The 16,241-nt window shown below is 55.4% G+C and carries 10 protein-coding genes; 6 read left to right on the forward strand and 4 right to left on the reverse strand.

Annotation, left to right across the window (positions count from 1 at the left end; all coding sequences use genetic code 11):
- The first annotated feature begins 111 nt into the window (after positions 1-111).
- Positions 112-1,062: an alpha-E domain-containing protein gene (locus Poly51_RS27200; protein ID WP_146462072.1), complete on the forward strand. Its 951-nt coding sequence runs from the start codon at positions 112-114 to the stop codon at positions 1,060-1,062.
- Positions 1,059-4,421, forward strand: coding sequence for a transglutaminase family protein (locus Poly51_RS27205; RefSeq protein WP_146462074.1), 3,363 nt, complete (start codon positions 1,059-1,061; stop codon positions 4,419-4,421). Before Poly51_RS27200 ends, Poly51_RS27205 begins: the two co-directional genes overlap by 4 nt.
- Before the next feature lie 82 nt (positions 4,422-4,503).
- Here Poly51_RS27205 and Poly51_RS27210 read toward each other — a convergent pair whose 3' ends face one another.
- Together Poly51_RS27210 and Poly51_RS27215 are read right to left on the reverse strand one after the other, a co-directional pair.
- Entirely contained in the window at positions 4,504-6,129 is a 1,626-nt protein-coding gene (locus tag Poly51_RS27210; RefSeq protein ID WP_146462076.1) for a BBP7 family outer membrane beta-barrel protein, read from the reverse strand.
- A 443-nt stretch (positions 6,130-6,572) separates the two neighbouring features.
- Positions 6,573-8,306 carry an ABC1 kinase family protein gene (locus tag Poly51_RS27215; protein ID WP_146462078.1) on the reverse strand — a complete coding sequence of 578 codons (1,734 nt, stop codon included), beginning with the start codon at positions 8,304-8,306 and terminating at the stop codon, positions 6,573-6,575.
- Between the two features lie 110 nt (positions 8,307-8,416).
- Here Poly51_RS27215 and Poly51_RS27220 point away from each other — a divergent pair, with 110 nt between their 5' ends.
- Entirely contained in the window at positions 8,417-9,958 is a 1,542-nt protein-coding gene (locus Poly51_RS27220; RefSeq protein WP_146462079.1) for an ABC transporter permease, read from the forward strand.
- Positions 9,959-10,011: 53 nt separating this feature from the next.
- Complete coding sequence (locus tag Poly51_RS27225; protein ID WP_146462081.1) at positions 10,012-11,085, forward strand: DUF1570 domain-containing protein; 1,074 nt, start codon at positions 10,012-10,014, stop codon at positions 11,083-11,085.
- A gap of 141 nt (positions 11,086-11,226) precedes the next feature.
- Here the strand turns inward: Poly51_RS27225 and Poly51_RS27230 are convergent, their stop codons facing one another.
- On the reverse strand, positions 11,227-12,216 hold the full coding sequence (locus Poly51_RS27230) for an alpha/beta hydrolase (RefSeq protein ID WP_146462083.1): 990 nt from the start codon (positions 12,214-12,216) through the stop codon (positions 11,227-11,229).
- 193 nt (positions 12,217-12,409) lie between these two features.
- Here Poly51_RS27230 and Poly51_RS27235 point away from each other — a divergent pair, with 193 nt between their 5' ends.
- Complete coding sequence (locus Poly51_RS27235; RefSeq protein ID WP_146462085.1) at positions 12,410-12,898, forward strand: hypothetical protein; 489 nt, start codon at positions 12,410-12,412, stop codon at positions 12,896-12,898.
- A gap of 23 nt (positions 12,899-12,921) precedes the next feature.
- Here Poly51_RS27235 and Poly51_RS27240 read toward each other — a convergent pair whose 3' ends face one another.
- Positions 12,922-13,236 (reverse strand): Rieske (2Fe-2S) protein, encoded by a 315-nt coding sequence (locus tag Poly51_RS27240; RefSeq protein ID WP_146462087.1) that lies wholly within the window; start codon positions 13,234-13,236, stop codon positions 12,922-12,924.
- Positions 13,237-13,344: 108 nt separating this feature from the next.
- Between Poly51_RS27240 and Poly51_RS27245 the strand changes: the two genes are divergently transcribed.
- Positions 13,345-16,206, forward strand: coding sequence for a M16 family metallopeptidase (locus Poly51_RS27245; RefSeq protein ID WP_246114826.1), 2,862 nt, complete (start codon positions 13,345-13,347; stop codon positions 16,204-16,206).
- The last annotated feature ends 35 nt before the right edge of the window (positions 16,207-16,241 follow it).

A 16,241-nucleotide genomic window follows, 5' to 3' on the forward strand; every position in this document is an offset into this window, starting at 1 on the left:
TGGTTCCGCCGGCAACAATTGACTGCCCGATCCGCACCATTCGCTTTCAATCAGTGTCTTCGACACCAAACATCTACAACCTAGCATCTAAACCTTAATCCCATTTGCCTCATGCTCTCCCGCGTTGCCGAATCGATTTATTGGATGAGCCGCCAAATGGAACGGGCTGAAAACTTGGCCCGCTTCCTGGAAGTCACGCTGAACCTCACACTGGATCAAGCTGACTCGCTGGTGGATCCCTGGGAACCACTGGTCCAGGTTACCGGCGACACCGAGTGGTTCGTCGAAAAATATGGTGTGCCGACCCAACAAAGTGTGGTCAACTTCCTGGCGTTCGACTTGGAATACCACTCGTCCATGTTGACCTGCTTGCGAGCAGCGCGCGAAAACGCAAAGAGTGTCCGTGAGATGCTTTCCAGCGAAGCTTTCGAGCAAATCAACGAGTTCTATCACTTCGTTTCTGATTCCAGCGCGACTCAGATTACCGATCCGACGGCGGCATTCTTCGACAGTGTCCGGGACTACTCGCTGCTTTGGTCGGGAATCCTAGACAGCACGATGGCCCATGACATGCGTTGGCACTTCGCCAACGTCGGTCGGTTGCTGGAACGAGCGGATAAGACATCGCGGATTTTGGATGTCAAATACTTTAACCTGTTGCCCAATGTTACGGACGTGGGAACCGCGATTGACGACCTTCAATGGTCAACGCTTCTGTTGGCGATTAGCGGGTTTGAAGCTTACCGGCGCGAACACCATCTCGTGAATATCGAGAAAGTCGTCGCGTTCTTTTTGTTCCACCAAGCGTTCCCTCGTTCCGTTCGATCATGCGTTGCCGGCGCACACTGGTCGCTGACCGAGATCGAAGCAAAGTCAAATTCCGACGAACCCGGCGAAGCCATTCAACATATCGCCACCCTGCAACACCGATTGACCGAAAGCAACGTCAAGGAAGTGATCGCTGGAGGTATGCACCAGTTTATCGACTTGGTTCAACTCGAATTGAATCAAATCGGTGAGTCTCTCACTTACGACTATTTCAACGCACCTAGGCCTTCATGACCATTCGCGTCGCGCTCCACCACGTCACACGTTATCAGTACGATCGTCCCATTGCTGTCGGGCCCCAACTGGTCCGCCTTCGTCCCGCTTACCACGGCCGGACAAAGATTGAGGCGTATGATATTCGGGTTTCGCCCAAGCAACATTTTTGCAATTGGCAACAAGATCCTTTCGCCAATCCGATCGCGCGATACGTTTTCGAGAAGCCGACGGACCATTTCTCGGTTACCGTCGACTTGATTGCCGACATGACGGTGATCAATCCCTTCGATTTCTTCGTGGAAGAGTCGGCTGATTGCTGGCCATTTGAGTACGACGCGGAACTGAAGCTTCAACTGTCTCCCTACTTGGTCAAAGCGGAATTGACACCGAAGTTGGCCGAGTGGGTCGAATCGATGCCAAAGAAGACGGATCGCATCATCGATTTCTTGGTCGAAGTCAATCGACGCGCGCAAGAACGTGTTAACTACAACATCCGGCTTGAACCGGGCATGCAGTCGCCCGAAGAAACGCTGACGATCAATAGCGGATCATGCCGCGATTCGGCGTGGATGCTTGTCGAGTCGTTCCGCCAAATGGGCATGGCCGCTCGCTTCGTGTCCGGATACTTGATTCAACTGGTTGCCGACGAACCGCCGATCCCCGAAGCCGACGGCAGCGTCGCGCCAACGGGTCCGCAAGAAGACTTTTGCGATCTGCATGCTTGGATCGAAGTCTATTTGCCGGGTGCCGGATGGGTCGGATTGGACCCAACCAGCGGGCTGTTTGCCGGCGAAGGCCATATCCCACTGGCCAGCACGCCTTCGTATTCGGGGGCGGCACCGATTTCGGGCGGACACGAAAAAGCGGAAGTCAAGTTTCATCACGAAATGAGCGTCACGCGGGTCTACGAAACTCCGCGAGTGACGAAACCCTATAGCGACCAGCAATGGACGCGCATTATGGAAGTCGGCGACGAAGTCGACGACTTGCTTGACAAAAATGACGTTCGGCTGACGATGGGCGGCGAGCCGACTTTCGTTTCCATCGACAACATGGATGATCCACAGTGGAATAGCGAAGCAGTCGGCGAAGAAAAGCGTGTGCTCAGCAATGTGCTGCTACTGCGTCTTCGTGACAAATTGGCGCCGGGATCGCTGCTGCACTACGGTCAAGGAAAATGGTATCCCGGCGAGTCTCTGCCGCGTTGGGCGTTGACGTGTATGTGGCGCCGCGACGGCCAGCCGATTTGGAACAAACCAGAATTCATTGCGGACGAGGGAACCGATTACGGCCACACACCCGATGACGCAAAGAAGTTTGTGCATAGCTTGGCTGCGGAGCTGAACATCAGCGCTCGTATGACGGTGCCGGTCTACGAGGACTTGTTCCATTACCTGTGGCGCGAAGATCGATTGCCCATCGATGTCGACCCGACCGATCCGAAATTGGACGACCCCAACGAGCGTGCGATGATGATGCGCGCGTTCACGCAGGGCCTTAGCAACCCCGTTGGCTTTGTATTGCCCGTACGCCGCGCATGGTGGCAAGCACGCGCGGGTTGGGTCAGTGGTCGGTTGCCCGTTCGAAGCGACAAGCTGTTCTTGATCCCCGGCGATTCGCCGATCGGATTGCGATTGCCGTTGGCCGCCCTGCCGACAACTTATGCTGCGACAGCACCGTTCTATACCACGCCTGCGGATCCGTTTTCGAAGCGAGCTCCGTTGCCGGGAATGCCACGCGGGAACGAACCGGCGGTTCGCCATAGTGAACCTAGCCGCGGACCGGGGGAATTTGGCGGACGGGTCAACGAACAAGAACTGGACGAAGAGAATCCCGACGATTTGCCGACCAGCGATGACGTCGTCGGTACGGCGCTTTGCGTTGAATGTCGTTTCGGGCGTCTGCACGTTTTTATGCCGCCGACTCAGCGACTGGAAGACTATCTGGATTTGATCACTGCGATCGAAGCGACGTGCGAACGACTGAATACGCCCATCGTGGTCGAAGGTTATCTGCCGCCGCCGGATGATCGCATCGACTACTTCAAAGTCACGCCTGACCCCGGCGTGATCGAAGTCAACACGCAACCGACGTCGTCGTGGCCTGCGTTGGTCGAGCAAACGGAGTCGCTCTACCACGAAGCCAGAATGAGCCGCTTGGGCGCCGAGAAGTTTGACCTGGACGGTCGTCACACCGGCACCGGTGGTGGCAGCCACGTCGTTCTGGGTGGTTCATCGCCGTCGGAAAGTCCTTTCATTCGACGTCCCGACTTGTTGGCCAGCGTGATTCGGTTTTGGCACAACCACCCCGCGCTGTCCTTCATGTTCAGCAGCCGATTCATTGGGCCGACCAGCCAAGCACCGCGGATGGACGAATCGCGACGCGATGCGGTTTACGAAATGGAAATCGCGATGTCTCAACTCGATCGGATCGGCGAGCATCGCCCGCCTTGGTTGGTCGATCGATTGTTTCGTGATCTTTTGACGGACCTGACGGGGAACACGCACCGCGCCGAAATCTGTGTCGACAAACTTTACTCACCCGACTCGTCGACCGGACGATTGGGGCTGGTCGAGTTCCGCGGTTTCGAAATGCCGCCGAACTCACGCATGAACCTGTCCCAGCAGTTGCTGATTCGTTCCGCCGTGGCAGCGTTTTGGAAGCATCCCTATCGTCAACCGTTGGCGAACTGGGGAACTAGCCTGTATGACCGCTACATGCTGCCGCACTTCATTTGGCAAGACCTTTGCAACCTAGTCGGCGACCTTCGCCGCGAGGGTATCAATATCGAAAGCGAATGGTACGCGCCCCATCACGACTTTCGTTTCCAAAAGATTGGCGAAGTCTCCTTCAAAGACGTTCACCTACAGCTGCGAAATGCCATCGAGCCGTGGTATGTGATGGGCGAAGAACCGGCCGCAGGCGGAACAGCCCGCTACGTAGATTCCTCTCTTGAACGGATGGAGGTCCTTGTCGATGGATTTGATTCGGCGCGGATGGATGTTCTTTGCAACGGCATTCGCGTCCCCATGCACCCCACGGGCGTCCAGTCGCAATCCGTTGCCGGTATCAAGTATCGTGCTTGGCAGCCGCCGCGTTGCCTGCACCCGACGATCGGCATTCATACGCCGCTGCAGTTTGACATCGTCGAGCGGGCAACCGGTATGTCGATCGGCGGCTGTCGCTATCACGCTGTCCATCCGGGCGGTCTGTCGCACGCTTCGTTCCCGATCAATGCGAACGAAGCCGAGTCGCGACGAGCTTCGCGTTTTCAAGCAGGCACGATGACGGGCGGCGTGATCGACGTCCCCCGTGTTCCGCCACCGACCGGCGCAACCGAGTACGCTGTAACCCTGGACATGCGGTCGGCTTTCTAGGATTGTCGCTGAGAAACGCAAAAAGCCTCACCAAGAATTTCCTGGTGAGGCTTTTTTAGTCAATCCGCGTCGTCCGGTAGAGTTACCAGTTCAGTTCTGCACCTACATAGGCTCCGTGCAACAGATAGCTGTCGTCGGCATGAACTTGGCCGCTGGCGGCAACGGAAGAGTAGTAGTCGGGATAGTTATCGACCGAGCTTGCGACCCCGGTGATTCCCATCACGCGGTAGCCACCACGAATGGTCCAAGCGTTGCTGATGCGGTATCCAAGTCCCAGATCCAATTCGCCGAGCGTCGACAAGACCGTATCCGTCGACGTGGTGTTGATGTCGTCGGTTCCCGAAGCGGTCAGGTAAGCGATCTGATCTTCGGTTCCCAAGCGGTGCTTCAGTTCTGCACGGTTTCCGTAGACACCGAACTTGCCGCCGATGTTCAAGTCCAGGCGACTGCCCAAGCAGTAAGTCAAGCGACCACCGAACTGGTATCCGAACAGGTTGTTTTCGACATCAACATTGTCGTAGATATCGCCGACTTGATAGCCGGGTGCACCGTCAACATTGTAGGCGGTTTCGATGGAGTCGTTGATTTGGAACCAACGGAAACCGTGGCTCGTCATCACACGCACTCGGCCGCTGTTGGATCGTGCAAGCGGGCCGGTTGCTCCGCCGAAACCGCGTCCGCCACCAAGCCCCAGTCCATTGCCGAACACGGAACCGTTGCCGCAACCGGCATAGGCAGCCCGTTGGGCACCCATCAAACCGAAGCTGAACAAGTTCGCTTCAATGCCCTGGAATTGAACGTCACGATTGACGCGAACATTCGTGGCCCCCAGCGAGTCGACCGAAGTCCCGTCGATATGATCGTAGACGCTGTCGGCTCCGCTACCGAAGTCGAGGTTGACGTCACGGTACTGCGGCATCGAAGCACGAATCGAACCTGCTGCTCCGCTGGCGATGACCTGTTCGTCGCCGGGGTTCCACAAGAAGTAGCCGATTCCCAGACCGAACCGTCCGTTGTCCAAGTAGCGGCCGGCCGAGATGTCGAATCCAGTCGAGTAACCAGGATTCACCATCGACGTGTTGAAGCCATTGCCAAAGTTCGTTCCCGTCGCGATCTGGCGACCGACGCTTTGCTCAAGCGTGAAGAACAGCAAGTTCGCGCTGCCGAAATATGGGAACAGTGCCGGACGCGACGCTCCATATCCGGCTGATGCACCCGAGCTGCAAGCCGATCCGCCGTCGTAGGTCGTGCCGTCCCAATTGGACGAGACCGCGTTGCTATAGGCGCTTCCGCCTGAGCAATTACCAGACGAATGACCGCTGGAGCCGTAGCTCGAGTAGGGCTGCGATTGGCAGGGCGCGCAACCGGCCGCCGAAGGCGTCGAGTACGAAGCCGATGGCGAGTATGATGGAGCAGCGGGCGAATAGTTTGGAGCTTCGCTTTGCATGGGCTGCGAGTAGTGCGCGCCATGATCGGGCGTCGCAATCGGAGCTGGCAATTCTTCGGCTGGGCCACGCAGTGTCTCAATGGCCGACTTCGCCTGTTCGGCCGCGCTATTGCCAGCACTGTTTATTTTTTCCGATACAGGTCGGAAATTATCCCAACGCGAAGGCGCGCTGTACGTTGATTGAGCGTGGGCCGCGGTTCCCGCCCCGATGATTCCTAGCCCAAGGGCTACCGCTGATGTACGAATTAGGTTGGTTCTCATTAATCGAATCCTTTGCAATGTCTCGTCGCCGCGTAAGTTCGGATTTTTGGAAATTCCGTCGAACCGAAGCCTCGACGAGCGAACCGGATGGAGGGCGGAGTCCTTTCCGTTGATATCGATTCCGTTCTGGGAAGGTACCGGTAAAGGAAGACGCGGCTCCTGCCACGCCCAACGATCAAAGAACTAATCGCAACCTTATGGAAGTCTTCCTGCGGTAAACATCGACACAACACCAGCCGTGGTTCCCAACGAACTTGCAATCGACGGCCGAACAAAGTGACAACCAAGACTACAAGTCGGTTTTCAATGCCGATTTGACTGACCGGAAAACTGGCCATCGATCGTCGGACTCTCGTCAACCGCTACAGATTCACAACCGGCCAAGCCCCTTCGAGCGACCTGTACAACGATCGCATCGACACAATGAATGAAGACGATCGTTGTCAATCGTCGTTGCCGCGAGTCAAGTGGCCACTGCGGTTGATGGCCAACAACAGCCACATCATCACCGAGATGCTGCCCAGGATTCCAAGGATGCCGATCGCACTAAGATCTTGAATTCCCATGAACATTCGCTCGTGAAATAGCAACGGCGGCACTTTCATCGCCAAGATCAACGACGACCCCAGGAAGACGGCACTCGCCATCAATCCCAGCACCATCCGGTTGACGGTCGGCCCAAGCTTTTGATGCTCCAGGGTCACCCGAATGTCGCCCTGACGGGCCATCTTCAGCAGTGCGATCAATTCATCAGGCGCCGCTTCAAGAAAGTTTTCGGCTTCCAAATAGACACGGCGCGCCTGTCGAAGCCGTCGACCGGGGCTCAACCGTTTCAGCATCGATCCGCGCATGTACTGGTGAACGACGTCCAACGAATCGAAACTTGCGCCGAGCTCGCGGAGCGTACCTTCTAAAGAAATCAACATCTTCAGCAGCAACGCCGATTGGTTGGGTAACTTGATCAAGTGCCGGTGAAGCACATCCGTCAATTCATTGAGCGCGCCGGTCAGATCAAACTCGCCGAAACTCTGTTTTCCATAGGTGCCAATAAACTCAGCAACGTCGATCGCCAATCGCGATTCGTCCAGCGTCGGTGGTGGATCGCCGATTCGGCGAATCAGTCTGGTCAATCGATTTTGATCACCTGATGAAATCGCGACCAACATGTCTTCGATCGACTCACGAAGATTTTCGTCGATCCGGCCGATCATCCCAAAGTCAAGAATTCCTAGTTGCCCGTTCTCCATGACAATCAAGTTGCCCATGTGGGGATCCGCATGAAAAACCGCTTCGTCAAAGATCATGGTCAGATAGACGTTTGCGATCGATTCACACAAGCGATGCTTGATCTCAGATCGCGATTTCGCTGTCATCTCATTCGATGGCGACTCGTCGCTGGATTCCTCGGCCAGAAACTGGGCCAACGGTTGACCGACCAACTCGTCCATCACCAGCACGCGCCGTGTGCAAAGCGGCTTGTGTGGACGCGGCACTACCACATTCGATCCTCGTCGATCGAACATCTCGGCGAACAGTTCAAGATTTTGACGTTCGCGAGTGAAATCGAGTTCACGACTGATCATGGGTGCGAGTTGGCGAACCATGTCGGTGGGTCGCCAAGCAGCGAACCCTTCCACGCGCTCGGCCAATTGTGCGACGCCTGACAACACTTCGACGTCTTGTCGCATGGTCGGTTCAATATTCGACCGCTGGACCTTGATGACGACGTGAGAGCCATCGTTGAGAATAGCGCGGTGTACCTGTCCGATCGAAGCGGTCGCCAAGGGTTGAGGATCAATCGATTGGAAATGGGTTTCATAGTCGTCACCCAATTCACTTGCCAACGTTTTACGAACTTGCTCGATCGTGTCCGCTTGAACATCGGCGCGAAGACGTTTCAGTTCTTCGCTCAATTTTGGACCGACCAAATCAGGCCGGGCAGCTAGAATCTGTCCGACCTTGATGAACGTCGGCCCCAGATCCACGATGGCCATGCGAACGCGTTGCTCGCGCGAGTATTGCGACAACGGGACACCACGACCGTCCTTGAGCATGTCGCGAAACGGCAGCCGAAACTCGGTCAACCAGTCCGCCAAGCCGTAACGCCGCAACACCGTCAGTATTTCCCGCCATCGCTTCAGATTGCGGTACAGTTGAGGAATCGAGGTGATTTTCATGGACGAAAGGCAACGAGAAAACGAACCGGGCCGAGCAAGCAGGGATGGTTTAAGATGCGGTCAAAAGCGACAAACTGCTTGTTCATTCTATTTCCGCAAAGGGACTTTCCTTGGCCTGGTTTACTCCGCTGATGATGACGCTGCAATTGATGGCGGCTTCGGTCGCGATCGCAGCGATTATCGGTATTGTAGGTGCATGGGCCGGATCGAGCCTTCAATTGGGCGGCCGATCCTCGCGTTTTTTGAGCAGGCTGTTTTTCGTGTCGATGACCGCAGCAGCCGTCATGCCCATGATTTTGCATGCAACGGCCTGGGAAGCGACGGCGGGAAAATTTGGCTGGTGGCTACTTACCCAGACCGGATCTCGGACCAATGAATCAGGCGTCTACGGCTTTTTCGCCGGATCAGTCGCCTCGGTTTGGATCCACGGTATGGTAGGCGCTTCGCTGGTCACGATCGCGACTTGGTTCGGTGTCACGCGAATCTCGCCGGCGACCGTCGCGCAAAGCCGCCTTGATTTCGGGCCGGTCGCGGCGTTCTTTCGAGTTCAGTTGCCACTCGCCGCGCCATGGTGGATCGCAAGCTTGGTCGCAACGGCGGCGCTGGCAGCAACAGAAATGACCGTCGTGGATTTGTATGGATATCGAACGATCGCGGATCAGTTCTATTTGTTTTACGCGATGGACCCGAGCACGTTTTCGATCATCGCGACCTGTATGATTCCACTGGCAACGGTGTCGACCGCTTTCGTTTGGATGTTTGTTTCGAAACGCAACCTGAGCGTCGGACGATTGCGAACGGTTGAGTCATCGATGGCGACAGAGTCGTTTTCGTGGCAGCATCAGTCTGTTGCAGCGGGGTTGGCGGCCATCGTCGTCTTGATCGTGGCCGTGGTCCCCATTGCCGGGCTTGTGCTGAAAACCGGTCAAGATGTCATCGTCAAAAACGATTCCGTCGAATGGACTTGGTCAGCAGCTGCATTCGTACAACGGCTGGCGGAATCGCCGGTTGTGTTTGCGAGCGAGTTTCAGTGGACGATTGTGCTTGCGTCGTTGACTGCGTCCGCGGCGGTCGTATTGGCGTGGCCAGCGGCGGCGATTGCCACTCAGCGGCCGCGACTTCGGTGGGTCTTTGACGCCGTTTCCATTTTGATGATTTGCATTCCCGGTCCGATTATCGGTCTAGCCGTCGTTCGCCTCTTCCAGTTCGATGCATTGTGGTTACGAACGCTATACCAACAAACTTTGCTACCGACCGTGATGTCGCTGTCGATGCGAGCGGTTCCCGTCGCCTATTGGGTGCTTCGCGCCCGGTACCAGGGTATCGATCGTGTCATCTTCGAATCGGCTGCGATCGATTGCACTTGGTGGCAGCGCATTTGGAAGATTGACCGCTCCTTAATCAGTCGATCGCTTGTTTCGGCGTGGTTGGCCGTGGCCGTGATTTCGTCCGGTGACGTTCCAGCGACGCTGCCCGTGATTCCGGCAGGCGTGACAACTGTTTCGGTAAGACTGTTCGGCCTCCTGCACAGCGGAGCCCGCTATCAGGAATCATCCTTGGCGATCCTTTACGTCACGATGCTGGTTGTGTTGGTTGCGATTTGCTTTCGACGTGAAGGGCAACGACGTGCTAAAATGGTCCGTGGGGCGTGAGCCGGTCGCTGACCCCATCCTTCTTCTTGCCTCGTTGTTGCTTTGGAAACCGAATGCCAAGGTTGGTTACACTCGTCATCGTTTGCATTTTCCTTCCCGCGGTGGCCAATGTCGCGGCGGTGGAAACGGTGCGTTTCAATGATGGCGCCGTCGAGCGAAGCGTCGTGGGAAAGCTTTTGGTCGAAGCCCAAAACGGCGACGTCATGATTCAAGCCGATGACGGACGGATCTGGACGATCGAAATTGACGATCTGATTGATCGGAAGTCCGATGACACCGAATTGGTACCCATCGACAAGGACCAGGCGGCCAAACGACTGCTGGACGAACTCGGCGATGGATTTGCGGTCTACCAGACTCAAAACTATGTGATTCTTTATAACGGCGATGAACGATATGCGAGGCAGGTGGGTGGGCTGTTCGAGAAGTTGCATCGCGGCTTTTTTACGTTCTGGAAGAATCAACGCTGGGAGCTTCCCGAACCAGAATTCCCTCTCGTGGCGGTGGTGCTTCGTGACCACCAAGCGTTTCTAAGTCATGCGGGAAATGAAATCGGCACTCGCGCCGAGTCCGTGATCGGTTACTACAACCTAGCGACCAACCACATGACCACATTCAACGTCCCCAACTGGGAACGGAATGTCGCAACGATCATCCACGAAGCGACCCATCAATTGGCGTACAACAGCGGAATGCAACAACGCTTCGCGGACAATCCGATTTGGGTCAGCGAAGGTTTGGCGATGTTCTTTGAAACGCCCGACATGAAGAATCCCGGAAATTGGCGATCCATCGGAGCAGTGAATCGTGTCAAGTTAGCTCATTGGCAAAAGTACGTTCGCTATCGACCGGACGAATCATTGGCGACGCTCTTGTCCGATGACACTCGCTTTCTCAATCAGGCGACCGCGACAGAAGCGTACGCCGAGGGATGGGCGTTGACTTACTTCTTGATCACGACGAAGCGCGAAGAGTACATCGAGTACTTGAAGAAACTGAGCGAAGGCAAGCCGGCAGCCGTTCAAACTCCACGCGCACGCATCCAAATGTTCGAAGAAGCCTTCGAAACAACACTGGCGGATCTCGACAAAACGTTCGTCAACTACATGAGGCGCGTTCGCGGTTGACCGTTGAATCGAAGGCAAGTGCTTTGAAAAAGCTAAATGTAGAGTAGGCAACTTGCCAATGGTGTTCAGCACGGAATTGGTATCCACAGGATATGTAGCAAAACGATCCTGCCTTGCGGTGGATTTGGCGTATCGAAATTCCTACTCCACCGTGAACTCATTCAACTTCGCAGCGATCTCTTCAATGACGCTGATGGGCATCGATTCGATGTGATTAACACCGCTGACCTCGACAAAGTGTTTGGGATCGCTGCGGGCCGAATCGTAAAGCGTCTTACCACGGACAAACGGGATGACCTGGTCATCGGTGCTGTGGACCTGAATCAGCGGTCCCTTGTAAACGGTCAGCTTGGCAACGGAATCGTATCGATTGCGCATCAAGAATCGAACTGGGACGAACGGATAGCGCAGCGCGGCGACCTCAAACATTCGATCAAACGTGCTCTCCAAGATCAAAGCCTTGGCACCATTGCGGCTAGCAACCGCGACGGCGCATCCGCCGCCCAATGACCGACCGTAAAGGACTAAGTCCGTCTGCTTCAAATCGTATCGCTTGCACAGGTAGTCGCTTGCCGCCACGCAGTCCTCGATCACGCCCCGTTCGTTTGGCGTGTTATCGTCTTCAAACCCACGGTACTCGGCCGCCATGACGGTTGCGTCGCATTGTTGGGACAGTTCGATCAGCCATCCGTCGAGCCACTTCGCCTTACTCTCATTGCCGTGAAAGAACAGGATCGTATAGCGGCTGCCTGGACGCTCGAGCAATCGACCGGATAACTGGATATCACCGGGCGAATTGTAGGTGACCGTTTCGACCGGCGAAGAAGCCTCGGCGACCGGTTTGCCGTCGTCCTTCATGTAGGCACCCGGATAGACCAGCCGGTCTTCCATCAAAACGAGGACGACTAAAATTGCCGCGTAGCCAATCCCGATGATTTGAAGCAGAGCGATCACGGCACGCGCGGCCGGCGACCGATACTTCACACGTTTCTTGCGATTGGGGTTGGGCTGGCTCGGTTGATGCGTGGCTGGGCGTTCTCGGCGTGGCGTTGCTGAGGTTACGGTTTTTTTGGGTGCGCTTGGATTCTGGGCCGATGCGATGTTTTCGTTCCGGTCGTCAGATTTCGCCATGGTCGGTTTGTCGGGTTAAGGGCAGTCGCCGATCATCAGTGTTAAAAAACCGACAATTCGAGCCTTCGGTCCAATCGTATCCGATCGAGCCCCGGTTTGGCCCTGGCCTTCACGACACGAAGGTCCTGCGGGCCAATTGTGTGCTAGGTTTTTATAGTCCGTTGTCCGGTTGTAGCGACTTCGAAGAACTTTCATGTTGCGACTCGATTCCACCACCGACCCCATTCACGATGCCGAGAAGCTTCGCAAGTGGCGATATGGTCGCATTGTCATGCGCGGCGGAGCTTTTGTCGAAGTCCAACGCCGTTTGACGTGCGGCAGCGTTTCCATGGCCCAGGTTTGGTGGCAAGCCAAATATGGCCGCAACGACGATGACGTCTGCTGGATCGACTATCACCAACCGCTCGGCATGCGGTCTTTTTTGACGCTCGACTATATTCGAGCCGGAACGTTGGCCGGATACAAATCGTTTATCGGCGCCTGTAACGTGCTTGACGAAGTCGCACGGATTCGCGGCGCCAACGCGATTGTTGCGCACGTTTCCAACGGAAACATCAGTGACCGATTGTTGACGCGATTGGGGTGGGAGCGGCACCTGTTGAGTTGGAAGGGTCGCCACTGGATCCGACGTTTCTATGACGGATATCCACCATCGACGTTGCATCGTTACGCAAACGTCTAGTTCGAATCACAGGGCGATCCGCCCTATGCGATGCGAACTTCGATTTTTCCGCCCTGTTCGCGGACATCAAATGTTTTCATCAGCGGCTGCCGGTTGATCGTTTGAATCCCGGTTGCCAATTCGTATTGCCATCCATGCCACGGGCAGGTCACGCAACCGCCTTCGACCTTTCCCTGAGCGATCGGGCCGCCTTGATGGGCACACATGCCGTCCATCGCGAAAAGTTCGCCGTTGTTGCGAAATACGGCCAAGATCAGGTCGCCAACGACGACTTCGATCGCTTGTCCTTCATCGATCGCGTCGGCGTCCGCGATTGGGGTCCAAGGGTTGTTTGTCATTTGATTTGAAAGGGTTTTTGCGGGCTGTTATCCGTTCGGATCGACAAGGGTACAATCCGTGTCTGATCGATCAAGTTTGTCTATCACCTAAGGAGTATGGCCGTGGCCATGGATCACTATCAACCGGACCCGACGTATTTCACGAAAGCGCGAGGCACGTCTGTGTCGTTGGCTTGCGTGGCGATTTGTTTTTTAACCGCACAAGTCATGCGGGCTGACGAGCCCATCACCGCGACTGACGAAAAACCAGCAAAAGTTCAAACCCAGGAAGCCCCCATGGATGGCGTTGCGAGTAAGAGAATGCCCGGCGTCGAAAAAATTACCGAGATCGAAGGGATCTCGGAATATCGACTCGACAATGGAACGCGGATTTTGTTGTTCCCGGACGAGAGTAAAGAAGTTGTGACCGTGAACATGACGATTTTCGTCGGTTCGCGTCACGAAGGGTACGGCGAAGCCGGCATGGCCCACCTATTGGAACACATGCTGTTCAAGGGCACTCCGATGCATCCCGATATTCCAAAGGTTTTGAAGGAACGCGGTGCTGGGAACTCGATGAATGGCACCACTTGGATGGACCGCACCAACTACTACGAAACGCTGCCCGCCACGGGTGATAATCTTGAGTTCGCGATCCGCTTGGAAGCCGATCGATTGGTCAACAGTTTCATCAAGGGTGAAGACCTCGAGAAGGAAATGACCGTCGTCCGCAACGAATTCGAGAGCGGCGAGAATTCGCCGATCCGAGTCCTGATGCAGCGGATGCAATCGGCGGCATATGATTGGCACAACTACGGTCGATCGACGATCGGCAATCGCAGCGACATCGAACGCGTGCCAGTCGTCAATTTGCGGCGTTTTTACCGCAAATTTTATCGCCCGGACAATGTGATGGTCACCCTCGCGGGCAAATTTGATCCAGACGAGGCCTTGAAATACGTCGATCAGTATTTCGGTGCGCTCAAGAAACCCGATACGCCGATCGATGCCACCTACACGACCGAACCGGCTCAGGATGGCGAACGAACGGTGTTGTTGCGCCGCGTCGGCGAGATCCAATTGGCTGGCGCCGCCTATCACATTCCGGCCAGCAGCCACCCCGACTTTGCCGCCGCAAAAGCGTTGGTTTATGTCTTTGGCGACGAACCGAGTGGGCGTTTGTACAAGAACATGGTCGAAACAGAAATCGCGTCCAACGTCTACGCGTTGGCATACGCGTTCACGGAACCAGGCCTTTTCATGACATTGGCAGAGGTCCCTGTCGAAAAATCGGTGGAGGCTGCTCGATCGACCTTGATCGAGCTCATGGAAGAATCGCTGAAGAAAGACCCCATTACCCAACAAGAACTGGACCGCGCGGTTCAACAAATTTTGAAGCAACGTGAGTTGGCGGCGGGTGACTCGGATAAGGTCGCAATCGCGCTGAGCGATTGGGCTGCGCAGGGCGATTGGCGACTGTATTTCATGTTCCGTGACATGGTCGAATCGTTGACGTTGGAACAAGTCCAAGCCGTTGCCGAAAAGTACTTCGTTCGCAACAACCGCACGGTGGGATTGTTCATTCCCAGCGAAACATCTGAGCGAATCGAGATCCCGGAAGCTCCCGACTTGAAGACGGTCTTGAACGACTACAAGGGACGCGAAGCGATGGCGGCCGGAGAACAGTTTGATCCGTCGCCCGAAGCCATCGAAGCACGTACCGAACGCGGCAACCTGATCAGCGGCATTCAATACGCGATTTTGCCTAAGAAAACACGCGGAGCAACCGTATCGTTGATGCTGACGCTTCGGTTTGGTACTGGCGAAACGTTGAAAGATCGTCTCGGTGCTGTCGAGTTGCTTGGATTGGTAATGAACCGCGGTACCCAAAACCTGGACTACACCGCGCTGCAGGATGAATTGACGCGTTTGCGAGCCGAATTGTCGATGAATACGACCGTCGGTTTGATGCAAATGACGGTCAAGACGAAACGAGAATCGTTGCCCGAAGTGATCGGGCTGATTGGTGATATCGTTCGTCGTCCACGGCTAGACGGTGACGAATTGGATGTGTTGAAACGCCAAATCGTGGCGAGTTTGCAAAAGAGCACGACCGAACCGCAAGCTCTTGCGCCGCGAAGTGTCCAGAAGTCGTTGTCGCCATATGGCCCCGATGACATCCGGTACGTGATGTCGGTCGAGGAAGAGATCGCGATGTATAACGCTGTCACGATTGAAGAACTGAAGGATCTGCATGCCAAGTTCTTCAGCAATCAGGCCGGCGAACTGTCCGTCGTGGGCGACTTCGATGCTGATGAAGTCAAATCGCTTTTCAAAGCTGAACTGGCAGATTGGGCGACCGACATGGCTTACGAACGTGTGGATCGTGATCCACACACCGACATTCCCGGTTCGACCGATTTGATCGAAACGCCCGACAAAGCGAATGCATTTTACTACAGCAGCCAGCAATACCAGTTGCATGACGACGATCCCGAGTATGCCGCACTGGTGCTGGGGAATTTCATCCTTGGTGGCGGATCTCTGAGCAGTCGGCTCGGCGATCGCGTACGGCAACAAGAAGGTTTGTCGTATGGCATTCGGAGCGGGTTGAGTGCGCGAACGAAAGACGATCGAGTTGACTTTACCCTGTACGCGATCACAAATCCGCAAAACAAGGATCGACTCTCCAAAGTCATTCGCGAAGAGATCGACCGAATCCGGACGGACGGCGTCACGGCTGATGAGCTCGAAAAAGCCAAAGTTTCGTACTTGCAGGCTGCTCGAGTTAGACGCGTTGCCGATGCGTCGTTGGCGGGCGAACTGTTAAGCACGATGTTCAACGACCGTACGATGGCATACTACGCCAAGCACGATCAACAGATCAGTGATGCAACGGTTGACAGCGTTAACGCGGCGATTCAAAAGTACATCAACCCGGACAGGTTGGTGATCGCAATCGCTGGTGACTTTGCCGCTGTAAAGGAATAGCTTCCGGCGGACGCAATCCGTTGGCGTGTGCATAA

The organism is Rubripirellula tenax (assembly GCF_007860125.1).
Classification (GTDB): domain Bacteria; phylum Planctomycetota; class Planctomycetia; order Pirellulales; family Pirellulaceae; genus Rubripirellula; species Rubripirellula tenax.